Origin of the sequence: Achromobacter aegrifaciens, assembly GCF_902859965.1 — a bacterium.
Lineage (GTDB): Bacteria > Pseudomonadota > Gammaproteobacteria > Burkholderiales > Burkholderiaceae_B > Achromobacter > Achromobacter aegrifaciens.
The window spans coordinates 547,794-568,043 of record NZ_CADIKO010000004.1 but is presented as its reverse complement, the minus strand read 5'-3'; the positions used below and the strand labels follow the sequence as shown (position 1 = coordinate 568,043).

General features: G+C 66.1%; 9 protein-coding genes. 8 read left to right on the top strand and 1 reads right to left on the bottom strand.

The window, feature by feature from the left end; genetic code table 11:
• Nucleotides 1-12: 12 nt before the first annotated feature.
• The 8 genes from HV793_RS27255 (at nt 13) to HV793_RS27220 (ending at nt 19,261) form a co-directional block, all read left to right on the top strand.
• Nucleotides 13-2,505 (top strand): TonB-dependent siderophore receptor, encoded by a 2,493-nt coding sequence (locus HV793_RS27255; protein WP_175214232.1) that lies wholly within the window; start codon nt 13-15, stop codon nt 2,503-2,505.
• Complete coding sequence (locus tag HV793_RS27250) at nt 2,499-2,774, top strand: hypothetical protein (RefSeq protein ID WP_054451232.1); 276 nt, start codon at nt 2,499-2,501, stop codon at nt 2,772-2,774. The genes HV793_RS27255 and HV793_RS27250 overlap by 7 nt, the downstream gene beginning before the upstream one ends.
• The gene (locus HV793_RS27245) at nt 2,771-4,267 is read left to right on the top strand and encodes a PepSY-associated TM helix domain-containing protein (protein WP_175214231.1); all 1,497 of its coding nucleotides are present in this window, start codon (nt 2,771-2,773) and stop codon (nt 4,265-4,267) included. Before HV793_RS27250 ends, HV793_RS27245 begins: the two co-directional genes overlap by 4 nt.
• 75 nt (nt 4,268-4,342) lie before the next feature.
• Nucleotides 4,343-5,263 (top strand): LysR family transcriptional regulator, encoded by a 921-nt coding sequence (locus HV793_RS27240; RefSeq protein WP_125471094.1) that lies wholly within the window; start codon nt 4,343-4,345, stop codon nt 5,261-5,263.
• A gap of 96 nt (nt 5,264-5,359) precedes the next feature.
• Entirely contained in the window at nt 5,360-7,648 is a 2,289-nt protein-coding gene (locus tag HV793_RS27235) for an FdhF/YdeP family oxidoreductase (RefSeq protein WP_054451235.1), read from the top strand.
• Between the two features lie 6 nt (nt 7,649-7,654).
• Nucleotides 7,655-8,575, top strand: a complete 921-nt coding sequence (locus tag HV793_RS27230; protein WP_175214230.1) for a bestrophin family protein — start codon at nt 7,655-7,657, stop codon at nt 8,573-8,575.
• A 224-nt stretch (nt 8,576-8,799) separates the two neighbouring features.
• Nucleotides 8,800-16,332: an autotransporter-associated beta strand repeat-containing protein gene (locus HV793_RS27225; protein ID WP_175214229.1), complete on the top strand. Its 7,533-nt coding sequence runs from the start codon at nt 8,800-8,802 to the stop codon at nt 16,330-16,332.
• Between the two features lie 115 nt (nt 16,333-16,447).
• Nucleotides 16,448-19,261, top strand: coding sequence for an autotransporter family protein (locus tag HV793_RS27220; RefSeq protein WP_175214228.1), 2,814 nt, complete (start codon nt 16,448-16,450; stop codon nt 19,259-19,261).
• 34 nt (nt 19,262-19,295) lie between these two features.
• Here the strand turns inward: HV793_RS27220 and HV793_RS27215 are convergent, their stop codons facing one another.
• Nucleotides 19,296-20,189 (bottom strand): LysR family transcriptional regulator, encoded by an 894-nt coding sequence (locus tag HV793_RS27215; protein WP_054451249.1) that lies wholly within the window; start codon nt 20,187-20,189, stop codon nt 19,296-19,298.
• Nucleotides 20,190-20,250 lie beyond the last annotated feature (61 nt).

Sequence of the window (20,250 nt, the reverse complement as noted above, 5' to 3'; positions counted from 1 at the left end):
GTCGGGATCAGCATGCTTTCAAGCAAGAACAACGCGGCCAGGCCAGCTTGCCGCACGAACCGCCGCGCCGCCGCTGGCGCGCTCTGCGCGGCACTGGTGGCAGTGGCGCCGGCCATCCACGCGCAGCCGGCTGCGAATACGTCCGGCGCAGCCGTCCAGGCACGGTTCGACATTCCGGCGGGCCCGCTGGGACCGGCGCTGTCGGCCTTCGCCGGGGTGGCTCGCATCAATCTTTCGTTCGACCCGGCGCTGGCCGAAGGCTTGCGCACGGCCGGGCTGCAAGGCGCATGGACGGTCGAGGCCGGGCTGGCCAAATTGCTGGCGGGCACGCCGTTGGCGGCGCGGCGCGATGGCGCCAATGTCTACACGCTGAGGCGCGTGCCCAACGAGCCGGCGGCAGTGCTGCCGGCGGTGCGGGTGGAGGGCACGGACGAGTCGGCCTACGGACCCGTAGCCGGCATCGTGGCGCAGCGCAGCGCCAGCGGCACCAAGACCGACACGCCCATCCTGGAGATCCCGCAGACGGTGAACGTGGTCACGCGCGACGAGATAACGATGCGAGGCGCGCGCAGCATCGTCGAGGCGCTGGCCTACACGCCGGGCGCCTATTCGCCGGGCGGCAGCGCCGATCTGCGCTACGACAACATCTACCTGCGCGGTGGCCACGCCGCGCGCAACAACCTGGACGGCGCCCGGCTGCCATTTGGCGCATACAGCTTCGGCATGCTGCAGATCGAGCCCTACGGGCTGGAGCGGGTGGAGGTGCTGAAAGGGCCGTCCTCGGTGCTGTACGGCCAGAATACGCCCGGCGGCCTCATCAATATGGTCAGCAAGCTGCCGACGCCGGCGCCCCAGCGCGAGATCGAGTTGCAGACCGGGAGCTATGGCCGGATCCAGGCTGCCGCCGATTTGAGCGGCCCGATGGACCAGGACGGACAGTGGAGCTATCGCCTGGTCGCATTGCAGCGCGATGCGGCCCAGTCCGCCCATTACTCGGAAGAGGACCGGACCTTCGTCGCTCCGGCATTGACGTGGCGGCCGTCGGCGGCCACCTCGCTGACCTTGCTGGGCTTCTATCAAAAGGACCACCAGGTGCCCATGTACGGCAATCTGCCGGCGGCAGGCACGCTTTACTCCAATCCCAACGGCCGCATTCCCCGCGACCGCTATACCGGCGAACCCGGCTGGGATACCTATGACCGGGAGCAGTACTCGGCGGGCTATCTGTTTTCGCACCAGTTCAACGACACCTGGACCGTCAGGCAGCAATTGCGCTACAGCCACATGCGGGGCGAGGCGCGCACCACCGTGGGCTACATGCTCAATCCGGTGGACATGCGCACCTGGTCGCGTTCGATGTCGCAGGGCAAGGGCACCGGGGCGACGCTGAACGTGGATACCCAGGCCGTCGCGCGCTTCAACACCGGCCAGGTCGGGCACGAGTTCCTGGCTGGCTTCGACTATCTGGACATGCGCGACACCTACCAGTTCGCCAACGTCATCGCCGGCGTGCCGCCGCTGGACCTCTACGATCCGGTGTATGGGCGGCCCCGGCCGGGCATCTCGGACCTGATTCCCCGCATCGATTCGCGCCAGCGCACCGAACAGTCCGGCGTCTACGCGCAGGACCAGATCTCGTACGGCAACTGGCTGCTGACGCTGGGCGGCCGCTACGACATGGCGCGCAGCACGACCCGCAATCTGCTGACGTCCGGCAAGGTCGCGCAGAACGATTCGGCCTTTACCGGCAGGGCGGGCCTGACCTACATGCTGGAAAGCGGCCTGGCGCCTTATGTGGCGTACTCGACGTCCTTCGCGCCCACGGGCGGCACCGACTACGAGAGCAACCCCTTCCAGCCGACCAAGGGCCGGCAGATCGAGGCGGGATTGAAGTACCAGCCGCCGGGCAGCGACAGCATGGTGACGCTGTCGGCCTATCAATTGACGCAAACCAACGTGCTGACCAGCGATACCACGCCGGGCCGTCCGCCGGGCTTCCAGCTGCAGGCGGGCGAGGTCCGCTCGCGCGGGATCGAACTGGAAGGCAAGGCCAGCCTCGCGCGCGGCTGGGATGTGATCGCCTCGTACTCCTACGTCGACGCCGTGGTGACCAAGAGTTCCAACGTCGACATCGTCGATGGCGCGCCGCAGTCGCGGCAGGGCAAGAAGCAGTACTACGCGCCGGCGCACCAGGCCGCGGCATGGCTGGCATACAAGGTGCAGGAGGGGCCGCTGCAGGGTCTGGGACTGGGAGCGGGCGTGCGCTACATCGGCGCCGACTGGGGCGATGCGGCCAACACCTTGCGCATTCCGGCGGTGACGCTGGTCGATGCCGCCCTGTCCTACGACCTGGGCCGGATGCAGCCCGCGATGCGGGGCATGACGCTGTCGCTGAACGCCAGCAACCTGTTCGACCGCACGTATGTGGGCACTTGCGTGACCACCACGTCGTGCACCTACGGCGCCGGGCGGCTGGTGTTGGCCACGCTGCGGTACGCATGGTGAGGCCGCACGGCAATTGGCGCGGCGTGACGGCGCGCGCGGGCGCGGCCACACTGGGCGCGTATGCGCTGGTTTGGGCCGCTGTGGCAGCGGCGGCGCGACTGCCGCTGCCGCCTGCCGACGCCATCCTCTATCCGGCCCTGGCCGCCATTCCCGCGCACGTGGGCCTCGCGATATGGGCTTTCGCGGCCCGCAGCGTGGGCCGCGTGTGGCTGATCATTGCCGCAGGCTGCGCGGGCTGCTGGGCCATGGCGTGGGGAGCGGCGGCATGAACGCCTATCCGGAAGGAAGCCTGCGCCAGCGCATGGCCTGGCTGCATACTTGGGTCGGCCTGTTGTTCGGCTGGCTGGCGTTTGCAGTGTTCCTGACGGGCGCGCTCAGTGTCTACGCGCCTGAAATCAGCCTCTGGATGAAGCCGGAGAGTTCCGCGGCTGGTCGAGCGGACCAGCCGTCAACCCTGGAGCGCGCGCAAGACTGGCTGGCGCGCAATGCCGCGGCGGCGGCTTCCTGGCGCATCGAGCTGCCGGATGCGCGCCGTTCCCTGCTGGGGCTGTCATGGGAGGATGAAAAGGGCGGCGGCGCCGTGCTGCTCGATCCGGCCAGCGGGCGCGAGATCGTGCCGCGTGACACCGAGGGCGGCGACTTCCTGGTCGAGTTCCACTACAGCCTGCATGCTGGCCAGGCCGGCATCTGGGTGGTCGGCGCCTGTACCCTGGCGCTGCTGGCGGCGCTGGTTTCCGGCGTCATTGTGCACCGGCGCTTCTTCGCGGATTTCTTCCTGTTCAGGCCGCGTGCTTCGCCCGGCCGCGCGTGGCTCGATGCGCACAACGTCCTGTCGGTGCTGCCGCTGCCGTTTCATTGCATGATCCTGCTCACCGCCTTGAGCACGCTGTTGCTGGGCTATCTGCCCGCAGGCGTGCAAAGCCGCTATGGCGGCGACGTGGCGGCGATGGTGGCGGACGTGTTTCCGCAGCCGCCGGCCAGTTCGCCGCGCAGCGGTGCGAGCGCAATGCTGCCGCTGGCCGCCCTGGCGCAGCGCGCCGAGGCGGAACTGGGCGCGGGCAAGATCGCCGCGATCACGGTCAGGCAGCCTGGCACTCAAGGCGCGCTTGCGGATGTCTGGCGCCGGTACGATGACCGCCTGCTGGCCTTTCCCGACCGCGTCAGCCTGGATGCGGCGACGGGCCGGGTCGTCGATGCGCAAACCGCCTATCCTGGATCCTTGCAACTGATCCGGACGCTCGGAGGGCTGCACTATGGCTACTACGCCGCGCCGCTGCTGCGCGCGCTGTACTTCCTGCTGGCCCTGTCAGGCGCCGCCATGATCGCGACGGGACTGGTCCTGTACACGGCGCGGCCGGCGGCGGCCGCCTCCCGCTTCGGCCGCGCTGCGCACCGGTTGAATGTGGCGATGATCTGCGGCCCGACGTGCGCCTGCGCCGCGTACCTGCTGGCCAATCGCCTGGCCTGGCCACATGCGGCGGGGTTGCATGAACGCGAGGTGACGGCTTTCTTTCTGGCATGGATGGTTTGCGGCGTGCATGCCTTGGTGCGAGGCGAGCGCCGCTTGTGGACGGAGCAATGGCGGGCGGCGGCGCTGCTATGGCTGGCCGTGGCTTCTGCCGATATGCTGGCGATGGCGTTCGACGAGAGCCTGAGGTCGGCTTGGGCACGGCCGCTGCATCTTGCGGTCTGGGTGGCAAGCATCGCCGCCGCCTGCGTCTTCGGCTACATGGCGCATCGCGCCAGCAAGCGCCGGGAGTAAGATCGGCCGCATGGCTTGCAAGCGGACCTGAACCGCTTGCGCTATAAGCCGTGAAGTCGACGATGAAATCCGGGGATGTCCATGTTTATCCGTCAGCTCTCCTATCTCCTGGCCCTGGACAAATACCGGCATTTCGGACGGGCGGCGGAAAGCTGTCATGTCTCGCAACCCGCGCTGTCCAACGGCATCCGCGAACTGGAGCGCGAACTCGGAATCACGATCGTCAAGCGCAACCGGACCTTCGAAGGCATTACGCCCGAAGGCGAGCGGGTGATCCAATGGGTGCGGCAGGTGATGGCTTCGCTGGAGGGACTGCGGCAGGAGGCCGATCTCGTGCGCAGCGTGCCGCAAGGCCACCTGGCGATAGGCGCCATTCCCACTGCCAACCATGCGGCGACGCTGCTCAGCGCCCAGTATCGGGAGATCCTTCCCCAGCTGACGCTGGAAGTCACCTCGCTCAGCACTCCGGAAATCCTGCGCCGGCTGAAGGCCCAGGAAATCCAGTTGGGCATCCTCTATGAGCGGTCCGTGCTCGACAGCGCCGACTTTGACGTGATGCCGCTGTACGCCGAGCGCTACGTGCTGGTGGCGAACGAGCAGGCCTCCTTGCCGCGCCAATTGGATTGGTCGGAAGTGGGCGAACTTCCGCTCTGCCTGCTCAGCCCGGACATGCAAAACCGCCAGACCTTGAACAAATGTTTCGAGAGCGTGGAAGCCAAGCCGCGAGTGGTGCTGCAAAGCAACGACATCCGTGTGCTGCTGACGGAATGCCAGAGCGGGCGGGCTTTCTCCATCATGCCCCTGAGCGCCTTGCCCGCCCAGTATGAAGGGGCCGGGCTGCTGGCGCATCCCATCATTCCCGAACACGCCGAGGACGTCTGCCTGGTCAGGCTGCGGCGCGACAAGCCGCCTGCCTTATCGGACGCCGCCTGGCAGATCGCCGGCCAAATGGACCTGGAGGCCGTCCTCAACCACTCGCTGGCGGCCAAACCTTGATAACCATGGATTATCAAAAGGTTCACAGGAAAAATTAGATCATTTCTTGTCGTTGCCGCATGCTGGCGGGAATTGGGCGCTTGAAGGAGACCAGCCATGAAACAACGACGTGAAGTACCCGGCATCCGCCCCTATGACGGTCCGGCGGGCGGCTGGGGGGCATTGAAGGCCACGGCCCAGGCCGTGCGGCAACAGATGGAAGTGGTGGAGGCCCCCGTCGTCCTGCTGCGTACCAACCAGCCGGCGGGTTTCGATTGTCCAGGCTGTGCGTGGCCGGACAAGGAGCACCGCTCCACGTTCCAGTTTTGCGAGAACGGCGCCAAGGCGGTTACCTGGGAAGCGACGAGCAAGCGCGTGACGCCGGATTTCTTCGCCCAGCACACGGTGTCTTCATTGCTGGCGCTGTCGGACTACGAGCTGGAGGACTTCGGCCGCCTGACTCACCCGATGGCCTACGACGCGGCCACGGACAAATTCGTTCCCGTATCGTGGGATGCCGCGTTCGAACGCATCGGCGAGGCGCTGCGCAGCCTGGACGCGCCTGACCAGGCCGAGTTCTATACCTCGGGGCGGGCCTCCAACGAGGCGGCCTATCTGTTTCAGCTGTTCGCGCGGGAATTCGGCACCAATAATTTCCCCGACTGTTCGAACATGTGCCATGAGGCGACCAGCGTGGGCTTGCCGCAATCCATCGGCATAGGCAAGGGCACGGTCTCGCTGGAGGACTTCGACCATGCGGAGCTCATCCTTTCCATTGGCCATAACCCTGGCACCAATCATCCGCGCATGATGGGCACGCTGCACGAATTGGCGCGCCGCAAGGTTCCCATCATCGTCTTCAACCCCTTGCGCGAACGCGCTTTGGAACGCTTCGCCGATCCGCAGAGCATCGTGGAAATGGCGACCTTCAGCTCGACCAATATCGCCTCGACCTACTATCAGGTCCGGGCGGGTGGCGACGCAGCCGCGCTCAAGGGCATCATGAAGGCGCTGCTGGCGCTCGAAGCGCAGCGCGGGAACGTCCTGGATCGCCAGTTCATCGCGGAACACACGCTGGGCTTTGACGCGCTGGCCGCGGACCTGGAGGCAACCTCCTGGGCCGACATCGAAACCGAAAGCGGCCTGCAGCGCGCCGACCTGGAGCATGTGGCCGAGGCCTACGCCAAGTCCAACGCCACCATCGTCACCTACGGCATGGGGATCACCCAGCACAACACGGGCACGGCCAATGTCAAGCTGATCGCCGACCTGCTGCTCATGCGCGGCAACTTCGGCAAGCCCGGCGCCGGCATCTGCCCCCTGCGCGGCCATTCCAACGTGCAGGGCAACCGCACGGTCGGCATCACGGAAAAGCCCAGCCCGGAGTTCCTGGCAAAGCTGGAAGCGGAGTTCGGCTTCACGCCGCCGCAGGGCCATGGCCATGACGCGGTGCAGGCCATGGAAGCGATGGTCGACGGCACCGCCCGAGCGCTCATCTGCCTGGGCGGGAACTTCGCCGTGGCCCTGCCCGATCCCGAACTCTGTTTCGCGGCCATGAAGGAACTGACGCTCAGCGTGCATCTGGGTACCAAGCTCAACCGCTCGCATCTGCTGGTGGGGCGCGAGACCTTCCTGCTGCCGGTGCTGGGACGCACCGAACTCGACGTCCAGGCCGACGGCCCACAATCGGTGACGGTGGAGGACTCGATGTCCATGGTCCACGCCTCGGCGGGCAAGCTCAAGCCGGCGTCCGCCGAGCTGCGCTCGGAACCGGCCATCGTCGCCGCCATGGCCCGGTCGACCTTGCCCCACAGCAAGGTCGACTGGCTGGGGCTGGTGCAAAACTACGATCGCATCCGCGACCTGATCGAGCGCACGGTTCCGGGTTTCGACGACTACAACGCACGCATCCGCGTGCCCGGCGGCTTTCGCATGCCCTTGCCGCCGACCGAGCGCAAGTGGAACACGCCCACCGGCAAGGCCATGTTCTCGGTATTCCCCGGCGTGCGCGAGCGTTATGAACCCTGGCCGGACGAGGTGCTGCGGCTGGTGACCATACGCAGCCACGACCAGTACAACACCACGATCTACGGATTGGACGACCGCTACCGCGGCGTCTTCGGCCGCCGCGACGTGCTTTTCATGAATCCGGAAGACCTGGCCGCGCAGGGCCTGGAACACGGTGATCTGGTGGACATAGAAACCGTGTCGCGGAATCGGACGCTGCGGCTGGCAGGCATCACCGCGATTGAATACAGCATCGCGCGGGGCTCGGTCGCGGCCTACTATCCCGAGGCCAATGTCCTGGTTCCGCTGGACTATATCGATAAGGAATGCGGCACGCCTTCCTACAAGTCGATACCGGTGCGCATCCGCAAAGCCGCGCAGGGAGGCGCCCAAGCGTAAGCCGTCATGATCGTCCGCCCCGCATCCCGCTCTCCCTGGCTGCTGCTGTTCACGTTGAAGGGATCGATTGTTTCCATCATCTGGAAGCGCGTCGTCGCCATGATGCTGCTGGCCACCGCCGTGGTGCTGGCGGAGCATCGGCTGCCCTTGAGCGGGGTGGGGCTGGGCGCGGTGCCGTTGACGCTGGTCGGACTGACCCTGGCCATCTTCCTGGGGTTCCGCAACAGCGTGGCCTACGAACGCTGGTGGGAGGCGCGCAAGCTCTGGGGCGAGCTGCTCATCGTCATCCGCAACCTGACGCGGCAGACGCTGAGCCTTCCCGACGGCCTGCCCGCCGTGCGCCAGCGTGAACTGGCGCACGGCCTCATCGCCTATGCCCATGCCTTGCGGCACATGCTGAGGCAGAGCGATCCCAAGGAAGACCTGCAGCCCTGGCTGCCCGCCGCTACTGCGACCCGCATCATGCAGGCGGAGAATCCGCCCAGTGTGCTTCTGGGCGACTTGAGCCAAGCCTATGCCCAGTTGCGGCGGGAAGGGCGGCTGGACAGCATCCTGCTCGCGGACATCGATGCCCAGATCACGCGCCTGTCATACATAGGCGGCGGCTGCGAGCGGATACGCAGCACGCCGATTCCCTTTGCCTACATCCTGCTGCTGCACCGGACCGTCTACATCTATTGCCTGCTGCTGCCGTTCTGTCTGGTTGGCAGCATAGGCTGGGTGACGCCGTTCATGGTAGGCGTGCTGTCCTACACGTTCTTCGGGCTGGACGCCTTGGGCGAACAGATCGAGGAACCCTTCGACCGCCTGCCCAACAACCTGCCCCTGGATGCCTTGTGCCGCGGCATCGAGATCAACGTCGGGGAATTGCTGGGCGACAAGAATTTGCCGCCGCCGTTGTCGCCGCAGGACGGCGTGCTGTTCTAGCTGGCATCTTTTCCGATCGGGTACGGCGCGCGATGTTGGCCACGCAAGAATCCAGCGTTGCAGTGTTACCGCTTATCGCTTATTGTGCGGATCTGTAAAAATTTGCATACAAAAGCGACGTTGGCTCCAGCCGCGTCCAATGCGGCGTCACGACGGGCGGAACGGCCCTTCCAATCCTTGCAATCTCACTCGTAGACCAGGGCCATGCACCCCTGGGAGGTGCCATGAACCGAATTTACCGCGTGGTGTTCAACGCAGCCGTAGGCGTGTGGCAGGCTGTCAGCGAAATCGCTGGAGGCCCGGGCAAAGGCCGCCAACGCCCGCGGCGCGCGCGCCGGGCCGGCTTGCCCACGCTGACCGCCGCGACCACGCTGCTGGCCGCCGCGCTTGGCAACAGCGCGGCCTACGCCGCCTGTACGCCTGTGGCGCCTGCGGACGGCACTACGCTCACCTGTAGCGGCACGGTCCAGGACTACTTCGTCACCGGCAACGACCTCCTCTTTGATATTCAGAACGGTGCTACGGTCAGTTCCAGCGTCATCGGCCTGCCCTCGATGCACCTGCTCGGCCGCGGGATTACGGTGAACAACAGCGGCGTCTTCGACCCGACGGGCGGGGGCACTTTCAACCAGTCCACCACGGCGCTGAAAATGGAGGGAGGCGTCGCATCCAACCTGACCATCACCAACAGCAGCGGCGCCGCCATATACGGCGCGTCAGGCAATTTGCCGCCGAGCCTGTCCACGTTCGACGGCATGGCGATCGAGGTGAAAAATGCCGGCGGCGGGCTGACCGCCATCGACAACAATGGCACCATCGGCTCCAGGGCGCTAAGCGGCGCCATCGAGGCTGCCGATGTCAGGCCGGTGATCGCCGTCTATGGCGGCGGCCGGGTCCACCTGAATAATCGCGCCACCATCCATGGCCGGGTTGCGTTCGAAACGTCAGGCCAGGGCAATGTCGTCACCAATAGCGGCACGATATATGGCAGCGTGTCGCTGGGGGCGGGCAGTACCAACCAGTTCATCGCGGTCACCGGCAGCAGCGTCTCGGGCAGCGGCTCCAGCGGCGTCCTGGGCAACAATCTGGGCGTCAACCTGGCATTCGCGCCGGTCGGCATCGTCGATGGCGGCGCCAATGGCAACAACACGCTGACCCTGCGCAACGGGTTTGATTCGAGCGCCGCCGGGAGCGGTGCGATTTTCTCGTCGGTGTACACCAACTTCAGCAACCTGCAAGTCGAAGGCGGGACCTGGGCCGTCAACGGCGCGCTGTTGAGCGGCGCGGCCACCAGCACCAGCCTGACGGGCGGCGAGTTGGTGGTGGACAACGGCGGTTTCGCTGGCAGCGGCGTAATTACGGCCGCGGGGGGGACCCTGCGCAGCTCGGCCAGCCAGCTGACCGTGAACAATCCCATCTCCCTGGCATTGAACGTGCCTGCGGGGACCAATGGCCTGACCGTGACGGGTTCCAACGCCATCACCCTCAATGGCGCGATCTCCGGCTCTGCGGGCGCCACCCTCACCAAGACGGGCAGCGGCAAGCTGACCCTGGGCGGCATCAACACCTTCAGCGGTTTCACCACGATAGACGGCGGACGCCTGGACCTCGCTGCCGGCGCAAGCCTGGCCAGCGGCATGGTCAACGTCCGCAGCGGCGGCACGCTTGGCGGCAGCGGCGCCCTGAGCGGCGCCGTGACCGTCGCCGGCGGCGGCCGCCTCGCCCTGAGCAGCGGCAATACCCTGACCACGGGTTCCTTGACTCTGAGCAACGGCGCCACACTCGATCTCGCCTTGGGCGCGCCGAGCCTTACGCCGATGGTCAACATCCAGGGCAACTTGTCGATCACCAGCAGCACCTTCAACATCATCGACGCGGGCAACCTGGCCAATGGCAACTACCGTCTGTTCAATTACACCGGTAGCCTGACCGGCACCAACCTCGTTGCCGCCAGTACGCCCAGCGATCTGAGCACCGTCGATGTGGGGCGGGTCTTCGACATCGCAGGCAAGACGCTGACCCTCGTCATCAATTCGCCTACCCTCGGCACGCAGTATTGGGATGGCGGCAATACTGTCGCCAACGGCGTCGTGGAGGGCGGCAGCGGGATATGGAATAGCGTCAACAGCAACTGGACCAAGTCTTCCGGCAATGACAACGGCATCTGGAAAGGCACCAACGCGGTGTTCCTGGGGCAGAACGGCCTGGTAATGGTGAACGGCGCCCAGGATGTCCGCGCCATGCAGTTCAAAACCGACGGCTACATCGTCGGCCAGCTTGACGCGTCCGGTGCGCTGAACCTTATAAACGGCTCAAACGGCATCGCGCAGGTAATCACAGATACCGACGTCAGCGCGCTGATCGGCGCGCCAATCCAAGGCGCCGGCAAGCTCACCAAGACAGGCGCGGGTTCCTTGATCTTGAGCGGAAACAACAGCTGGACGGGAGGCACTGCGCTCAGCGCCGGCACCGTGGTCGTGCGCCACGACCGGGCATTGGGCACAGGCAGCGTGGCGCTGGGGAGCGGCACGACCTTGGCGACCGATATCATCGATGTCGCACTGGCCAACAGCCAGGTGCTCAATGGCGTGTCCACGGTGCAGACGGGTGTGGGAACCAATCTGACCCTGAACGGAAACGTCAGTGGTGTCGGCGGCCTGATCAAAGCGGGCAGCGGCACCCTGACGCTCAACGGCGTCAACAACATGCTCGGCAACCTCAATCTGACCGGCGGGAGGCTGGTCATCGGCAATCCGTTGGCGCTCGGTACGGGGATCCTCAACGCCATCAATGGCACGTCGATCGAGGCGGGCGTGGCGGGCATGAATGTCGGCACCAATGTGTGGGTCAGCGGGACCGTGGCCCTCGTCGGCGATCGAGACTTGACCCTCTCTGGCACGTTGTCTGGCACCGGCGACCTGGTCAAGCAGGGCAACAGTACGCTAAGCCTGACAGGCTCCAATGCGCTGGACGGCCAGACTACCCTGAACGGCGGCGGCCTGCGCCTGGGGCAGGACACATCGCTGGGAAACACGCTTCTGAACGTGAATTCGGCCTCTACCTTGCAGGCTGCCAACAGCATCACCGTGGCCAACGAGGTGCACCTGGGCGCGGCATTGACCGTGGATGGCGCCAATAGCCTGGCCCTGACGGGCGAGATGAGGAGCGGCGGCGATCTGATCAAGAACGGCAACGGCACGCTGATCCTTGGCGGCAGCAACCTGAGCCGCAGCGGCGTCACCACGCTCAACGCCGGCACCCTGGCTCTGGGCCATGACAAGGCGCTGGGCAGCGGCCGTCTGGACGTGGCTGGCACTGCGAGGCTGGACAGCACCGCTTTCGTGACGCTGGCCAACGCGGTAGACATCAGCGGTTCGCTGACCTTCGCCGGCACCCAGGGCCTGGCGCTGACGGGCACGCTCAGCGGCAACGGCGGCTTGACTAAGTCCGGGGCCAGCACGCTGACCCTGAGCGGCGTGAATACCTTTGGCGGCGTCTACAACATCGATGCCGGCCGCTTGATCGGCAGCGCCGCCAGTGGCCTGGGCAGCCCAAGCCAGGTCAACGTCGCGTCCGGCGCCACCCTGCAGTTGAACCAGGGCGGCAGCGCGGGGCAACTCAATGGCGCGGGCAGCGTGGACCTCCGGGCCGGATCCTTCAATGTGCAGGCTGGCAGCTTCAGCGGCGCGCTGAACGGCAACGGCGGCCTGAACAAGACCGGAAACGGCTCCTTGGTTCTCAGCGGCAATAGCATCCTGGCCGGCGCCACGACGGTGGATGCGGGTACGCTGCGCGTGGACGGCACGCTGGGATCTGGCAGCGTTGCCGTGGCCAGCGGCGCCACGCTGACGGGCTCGGGCACGCTGACCGGAGCCGTCAGCATTGCCGATGGCGGCCGCCTGGGGCTGGTCAGCGGCGCCACATTGAGTCTGGGGGCGCTGGCGCTCAATGGCGACTCCCAGATCGACGCGGCCTTGGGCGTCGCCTCGCCCAATGCGCCAGCCTTGGCCAAGGTCGCTGGCAACCTGAGTTTGGATGGCAAGCTCAACATCATCGACACCGGTGGCTTCGGGATCGGCGTGTATCGCCTGTTCGACTACGTCGGCACGCTGACCGATCGCGGACTTGCGTTCGGGACACTGCCCTCAGGCGTACGCGCCAACGACCTGGAAGTACAGACCAGCGTTGCCAGTCAGGTCAATCTGGTGGTGGGGGGAACGTCCAACGTCCGCTTCTGGGACGGCAGCGAGCCTGCCGGAAACGGTAACGTCGAGGGCGGCAGCGGTGTATGGAATAGCAGCAACACCAACTGGACCATCGCCAGCGGCGGGTTCAACGCGGGATGGAATGACAGCTTTGCGGTGTTCGCGGGCAGCCCCGGCACGGTTACCGTGGAAGGAACCCAGCGCACCACCGGGATGCAGTTCACCAGTGACGGCTATCTGCTGACGGCGGGAGCGGCCGGGAAGCTGGAACTGGTGGACGGATCCGCCGGCTATGCCGCCATCCGCGTAGACGCCGGCAAGACGGCCACGCTGAATGTCGACCTGAGCGGCAACGCCACGCTGGCCAAGCTGGACGCAGGCACCTTGGCGCTCAATGGCAACAACAGCTACACCGGCGGCACCCGCCTGGCGGGAGGCAAACTGTTGCTGGGCAATGGCGGCGCGCTGGGCGGCGGCAGCCTGCAAGTCGTAGGGGCGGCTGCGTTGGATAGCAGCGCTGCTATCGCGCTGTCCAACGCTATCACGCTGAATGCGGATCTGACCCTGGCGGGAAGCAACAACCTTGCGCTGAACGGCGATATTGCCGGTTCAGGGGGACTGGTCAAACTGGGCAGCGGTACGCTCGAACTCAACGGCAACAACCAGTATGCGGGGAACACGGTGCTCAATGCCGGCACCTTGAAACTGGGACAACAAACGGCCATGGGGAGCGGTGCGCTCCACGTCACCGGCGCTGCCCATCTGGATACCGCCAGCAGCATGACGGTGGGCAACCGCATGCAGCTCGATCAGGCGTTGACGGTGGACGGCAGCCACGATCTGCTCCTGAGCGGCGCAATCAGCGGCAATGGCGACCTCATCAAGCAAGGAAACGCGACGCTGACCTTGACTGGGCCGAACAGCGCCACCGGCGGCACAACCATCAACGCCGGGCGTCTGGTGGCGTCGGCGACCAGCATCGGCAGCGGCGCCATCATCAACAATGCGGCGCTGGAGCTGAACCAGGCCAGCGATGCCATCCTGGCCCAAACCATCAGCGGTAGCGGCAGCCTGATCAAGACGGGCGATGCCACGTTGATTCTTACGGGCGCGAACGCGTCGACCGGCGGCACCACCATCAACGCAGGCCGGCTGGAGGCCTCCGCCGCCAGCCTGGGCAGCGGCGCCATCGTCAACAACGCCGCGCTGGAGTTGAACCAGGCCGCGGACGCCACGCTGAGCCAAGCCATCAGCGGCGGCGGCAGCCTGACCAAAACCGGAGCGGGCACACTGAGCCTGACCGGAGCCAACACCTCCAGCGGCGTCACCCTCATCAATGCAGGACGCCTCATTGCGTCTTCGCACAGCCTGGGCAGCGGCGCCATCATCAACAATGCGGCGCTGGAACTGAACCAGGCCGCGGACGGCGCGCTGGCCCAGGCCATCAGCGGCGGCGGCAGCCTGAGCAAGACCGGCGCCGGCACGCTGACTTTGACGGGGGCCAACACATACACCGGCGCCACGCTCATCAACGCCGGCCGCCTGGTGGCATCGGCGGCCAGCCTGGGCAGCGGCGCCATCATCAACAATGCGGCGCTGGAACTGAACCAGGCCGTGGATGCCAGCATGGCGCAAGCCTTCAGCGGCAGCGGCAGCCTGAGCAAGACGGGCGCAGGCACTCTGACCCTGACGGGCGCCAACACCTCCACGGGCGCCACGTTCATCAGCGCCGGCCGCCTGGTGGCATCGGCGGCCAACCTGGGCAGCGGCGTCATCACCAACAATGCCGCCCTGGAGCTGCGCCAGACGCTGGATGCCAGCATGGGCCAAACCCTGCTTGGCAACGGCAGCTTGACCAAGACCGGCGCGGGCACGCTGACGTTGACAGGCGACAGCAGCGGCTTTGCCGGCAGCACGACCGTGCAGCAGAGCTATCTGGTCGTGGACGGCAACCTGGGCGGCGCGCTCACCGTAGCCGGCGGCGGCAAGCTGGCGGGCACGGGCTCGGTAGGATCCTCTGGCGCGAAGACCATCATCCAGAGCGGCGGAGCCTTGGCAGCGGGCCTGAGCCCCGATGCGGCAACGCCCTATGGGACGTTGCGCGTACAGGGCGATCTGGAACTGCAGGCGGGCTCTACCTACGAGGTGCGGGCCGACCCCGACAGCAGCGCCAGCACGCTGACCCAGGTGGCAGGCACGGCTACGCTGGCCGGAGGCGTGGTTCATATGGGTGCGCCGGGCAGTTTCGAGGTCGCCAAAACCTACTCCATCCTGTCGGCGAACAGCCTGATCGGCCGATTCGATACCGTGGCTTCGGACTACGCCTACCTGGCCCCGACGCTGAACTACACCAGCACCGACGTGACGCTGCAGTTGCGGCGCAAATCCAACGGCAGCTTTGGCAGCATGACCTTTGCCGATCTGGCCGAGACCCGCAATCAGGCCGCCGTGGCCAACGGGGCGGAGAGCCTGGCGCCTGCAAGCGCCCTGTACCGCTACGTTGAAACGCTGCCTGCGGGAACGCCCCAGGCCGTGTTCGACAGCCTGTCCGGCGAAAGCCACGCCACGGCCAAAGGCAGCATGCGCGCCGGCGCCGCCATGTTCGGCGCCAGTGCGCTCAATCACCTGCACGGCAATCTCACTGCCACGCTGCGCCCTGGCGCTCCGACCGCGCAGTCCGGCGGCACGATTGCGGCATCCGCCTGGCCAGCGTCCAACGCCTTGCCCATGTGGGCCGAGGTCGTCGGACATTGGCAAAACTACGCGGGCGACGGCAATGCCGCCAGCTGGAAACAAAACACCGGCGGCCTGTTCTTGGGGGGCGACGCCGAAGTGGCTGCCAGCGGCTGGCGGTTGGGCGGATCGTTGGGCTACACGCGCGCCGATGGCCAGGTGTCCGACCGCAGCTCCAAGGCCACGGTGGACAGCTACAGCGCCGCCATCTATGGCGGCAAATCCTTTGGCCTGGGGGCGGGCCGCCTGAACGTCATGGGCGGCCTGGCTTACACCTGGCACGACATCGCGTCGCAACGCCAGGTGACGTCCTTGAGCCAGACCCTCAAGGCCGACTATCACGCCAGCACCACGCAGGTGTTTGCCGAAGTGGGCTACGCCATGGGCCAGGACGACAAGGCAGGCATCGAGCCCTTCGCCGGCGTCAGCCTGGGCCAGCAACGTACGCGCGGTTTCCAGGAAAGCGGCGGCTTTGCGGCCCTGCGCGGCAACAATAGCAGCGACGACCTGGCCAGCACGACGCTGGGCGTGCGCGCCCATAGCGACTTCGCGGCAGGCGGCAGGGACGGGCGTCTGCGCGCCACGCTGGGCTGGCGTCATGCGTTTGGCGACTTGGCCACCCAGTCCACCATGGCTTTCGAAGGCGGGCAGGACTTCACTGTGGCTGGCGTGCCGCTGGCGCGCAACGCGGCGGTAGTCGGCCTGGAGGCCGAGGTGGACCTGAGCAATCGCGCCGCCCTGGCGCTGGGCTACAACGGCGAATTCGGAGGAGGCAACCGCGACCAATCGGCGCAGGTGCGTGTGCGCTGGGCGTTCTGAGGGCGAGCTCCAACCCGCGTATGCAATCCCGCGCTTTTGGTGAAAATACCTATTAAGAAAGCCAGGTTGCATGCCGTACCGACAGGAGATCTCGTCTACTCAGAAAGGATTGTTCATGGTCGCCAGGAATTGCTCGCGCACGGGATGGCTGAAGTCGGCTGCCCTCGTTGTCTACGCGGCGAACTTCGCCAGTCCCGCAAATGCCCAATCGGTCTCCGTCACTGGCCAGGTCTTGCCGGGGCCCGTCCAGACGCCGCATTGGAATGTCGGGGGCGATCTGACGGTCGGAGATACCCTGGCCGGGGAGCTGGTCATCGATGCGGGCGGTTCCGTAGAAAATGACTGGGCCAACGTTGGAATTTTTAATGGCGCTCCAGGCGCCGTGACGGTGAAGGGCCGCGACGGCAATGGCACGGCGTCCACCTGGACCAGCGCCAGCCCGGTGCTGATCGGGGGCGAGGCCGGCAGCATCGGCACGCTGAGTATCCTGGACGGCGGCGTGGCGCATAGCGACTCGGCCAGAATCGGCGTCGACAATGGCAGCGTCGGGAACGTTCTTGTTTCCGGGGCGGGGTCCACCTGGAATCTCAACACCATCGGCGCGTTCGAGATCGGCACGGGCGGCAAGGGCACGCTGCAGATCGACAACGGCGTCGTGCACAGCGGCCAGGCGATCATCGGCTGGAACGCCGGCGGCGAGGGGAGCGTCACGGTATCGGGCCCGAAGGCGGTCTGGGACCCGCTGAACAATATATACGTGGGTTTCGAAGGAACTGGCGACTTGCGCGTCCTGGATGGCGCCAGCGTCAGCACCGTCGGCTCGGGCGGGCCAGGCGCCGCGGCAGCGGTTTACATCGGCAAGAGCGCGGGCAGCGTCGGCACGGTGACCGTATCGAGCGCGACGGCCGATATCTCCACGCTCACCGCCAGCGACCGCATCGAAATCGGTTCGGAAGGCACGGGCACGCTGACCATAACCAAGGGCGGGGTTGCGGTCGCCGCCCGCAACACGTGGCTTGCCCCTGCCGGCACTTCCACCGGCACGCTCAACCTGACCGGCGATGCCAGCGGCCGCGGCGTGCTTGAGACCGGCTCGGTCATCAAGGGCGCGGGCAACGCCACGTTCAACCTGGACGGCGGCATCCTGCGGGCCAATCGTGACGAGGGTAATTTCCTGAACGGTTTCGCCACGCAGGCCGTGGGCAGCGGTGGCGCCTGGTTTGATACGAACGGCCACGACGTGGGCGTTTCTACCGCGTTCTCGGGGACGTCGCGCTTGAACAAGCAGGGCGCCGGTACGCTGACTCTGTCAGGCAATAGCGCGGCGTTCACGGGAACCACTGACATTCAAGCTGGGACGCTGCAGGTGGATGGCGTCCTGGGCGGCCCGGTGAATGTGCTTGTGGCAGCACGGCTGACCGGCACGGGACGCGTAGGCGCAACGGTCAACCAGGGCACGATCGCACCGGGTCCGCGCAGTGGCTTCGGCACCCTCTCGATCGCGGGCGACTATGCGGCGCAGGGCGGCAATCTGGAAATTCGCACGCAGCTTGGCGCCGATGATTCGCCGACGGACAAGCTGGTGATCACGGGCGACAGCGCTGGCACGACACCGGTCACGGTGAAGAACATGGGAGGCGCCGGCGCGCAGACCCAACGGGGCATCCAGGTGGTACAGGTCCATGGCCTGTCGGCGGGAAGATTCGATCTGGCCAACGGCGACTACGTCATCGGGGGGCGTCCGGCCTTGGTGGCCGGCGCCTATGGCTATGTGCTGCAACAGGATTCGGCCGACGGCGGCTGGTACTTGCGGTCGTCCCTGACCAATCCCGGCACCACTCCCACGGATCCCGGCACTACCCCGACGGATCCAGGCACTACCCCGACGGATCCAGGCACTACCCCGACGGACCCGGGCACTACGCCGACCGATCCTGGCACACCCTCGCCCGGCGGCGGTACGCCGGGCGCCGAGCCGCCCTTGCTCTATCAGCCCGGCGTGCCGGTCTATGAGGCCTATGCCAATACGCTGCTACACCTGAGCCAGCTGCCTACCCTGCGCCAGCGGGTCGGCAATCGCCTCTATGATCCGGCGGACGCCGGCCGCAACGGCGTATGGAGCCGCGTGGAGGGCTCGACGGGCCGGCTCGATCCCGCGGCGTCGACTACGGGCGCGCGCCAGGACATCGATAGCTGGAAAGCGCAATTCGGCGTTGACCGTATCCTGGCGGGCCAGGAAGAGGGCTCCCGTCTGGTGGGCGGCCTGGCCTTTTACTACGGCAAGGCCGACACGCGTGTGTCGTCGGTGTATGGCGACGGCACCATCGACACCACTGCCTATGGCCTGACGCCAACTTTGACCTGGTATGGCAAGAATGGCGTCTATATCGATGCCCAGGCTCAGGCGACCTGGTTCGACAGCGACCTCAATTCACGGCTGGCAGGAAAACTGAAAGGCGGCCAGAAGGCCCAGAGCTATGGGCTGGGTATCGAGGCAGGCAAGGCGTTCGGTCTGAGCGAGGGGTTCGCCCTGATTCCGCAGGCGCAGCTGACATACGTATCGACCCGCTTCGACCGCTTCAACGACAGATTCGGCGCGCGCGTCGAAAGCGACAAGGGCGACAGCCTGCTGGGCCGCCTTGGCATTGCGCTGGATTACAAGAGCAATTGGCAAACGGCCGGTGTAAAGCGCGAGTCCAGCGTCTATGGCGTCGTCAACGTGAAACATGAATTCCTGGACGGAACGCGTGTACGCGTGGCCGACACGCAGGTCGCCAGTCGCATGGCTCGAACCTGGGGCAGCGTGGGGGCGGGCGTGAATTACGGCTGGGGGGAACGCTATGCGATCTACGGCCAGGTCGACGCGGACTCGGATTTCTCCGGCAGCCATGTCGTCACCGCTACCGCGGGTTTCAGGATGACTTTCTAAGGTGGATGATGGCAGCAGACCGAGCGCTACGCTCCTAACCCGGATCCGTCTGCCGCAAGGTGTCCAGGAAGCGTTGCGCCGCCGCCGACAGGGATCGTTGGCGCTTGAGCAAGATGCCGATGTTCCGTGACGCGGCGGGCGAGTGCAGCGCCACGCTGCACAGGCGCGTGGTATCCATCAGGCGCAGGGCCAGTTGCGGCACTGCCGCTATGCCCACGCCGGCAGCCACCATTGCGCCTACTACCGAAATATTGTCGGACACGTAGTTCATTTCCGGCAGCCGGCCGGAGGCTGCCAGGATCTGGTCGGTGACCTGGCGGATGCTGCTGGCGGGCCCGCTCGCAACGTAAGGCCGGTCGGCAAAAACGCTCCAATCCACGCGCTTGCGTTGCGCCAGCGGATCGCCGATAGGGCAGATCAGCACGAAGTTCTCTTTCAGCAGTTGCGTGAATTGCACGCTGGCCGGCTGGTCGGGGATCTCGATGGAGATGCCGATGTCGGCATTGCCTTCCGATACGGCCTGCGTGATCTGGCGCGCGGAAACCGCGTGGATGTTCAGGCGTACCTGCGGGTGCGACTTCTGGAAAGTGCGCGTCGCCGCGGGCAGCAGTGCGGAGGCGACGGAGGGAAGGGCCCAGATGTTGATGCTGCCGCGACGGCCCGCGATGAATTCGGACAGATCGCTAAGCGAGTCGCGGAACTCCGACAGCATCCGCATCGCAATAGGCACCAGTTCCGCGCCAGCGGAGGTCAGCGCCACGCCATGCTTGTCACGGTCGAACAGCCTGGCGCCGAGCTTCTGTTCCGCCGCCTGTACGCGCCGGCTGAGCGCCGGCTGCGAAATCGGCACGCGTTCGGCGGCCATGCGGAAGTTGAGCGTTTCCGCCACCAACAGCACCGCCTCCAATTCGGAAATGGTCAGGGTCATGGCCTGCGTGATGCGTTTGGGTTATTACGAAGATATAAATATATCAATTTTCAGATCAGGC

What these genes read in the sequence shown, in the direction of transcription:
- HV793_RS27240 (WP_125471094.1), top strand. Translation starts at nt 4,343, where the DNA reads ATGTCCATGTTTATCCGTCAGCTCTCCTATCTCCTGGCCCTGGACAAA.
- HV793_RS27215 (WP_054451249.1), bottom strand. Translation starts at nt 20,189, where the DNA reads ATGACCCTGACCATTTCCGAATTGGAGGCGGTGCTGTTGGTGGCGGAA.
- HV793_RS27255 (WP_175214232.1), top strand. Translation starts at nt 13, where the DNA reads ATGCTTTCAAGCAAGAACAACGCGGCCAGGCCAGCTTGCCGCACGAAC.
- HV793_RS27245 (WP_175214231.1), top strand. Translation starts at nt 2,771, where the DNA reads ATGAACGCCTATCCGGAAGGAAGCCTGCGCCAGCGCATGGCCTGGCTG.
- HV793_RS27250 (WP_054451232.1), top strand. Translation starts at nt 2,499, where the DNA reads ATGGTGAGGCCGCACGGCAATTGGCGCGGCGTGACGGCGCGCGCGGGC.
- HV793_RS27235 (WP_054451235.1), top strand. Translation starts at nt 5,360, where the DNA reads ATGAAACAACGACGTGAAGTACCCGGCATCCGCCCCTATGACGGTCCG.
- HV793_RS27225 (WP_175214229.1), top strand. Translation starts at nt 8,800, where the DNA reads ATGAACCGAATTTACCGCGTGGTGTTCAACGCAGCCGTAGGCGTGTGG.
- HV793_RS27230 (WP_175214230.1), top strand. Translation starts at nt 7,655, where the DNA reads ATGATCGTCCGCCCCGCATCCCGCTCTCCCTGGCTGCTGCTGTTCACG.
- HV793_RS27220 (WP_175214228.1), top strand. Translation starts at nt 16,448, where the DNA reads ATGGTCGCCAGGAATTGCTCGCGCACGGGATGGCTGAAGTCGGCTGCC.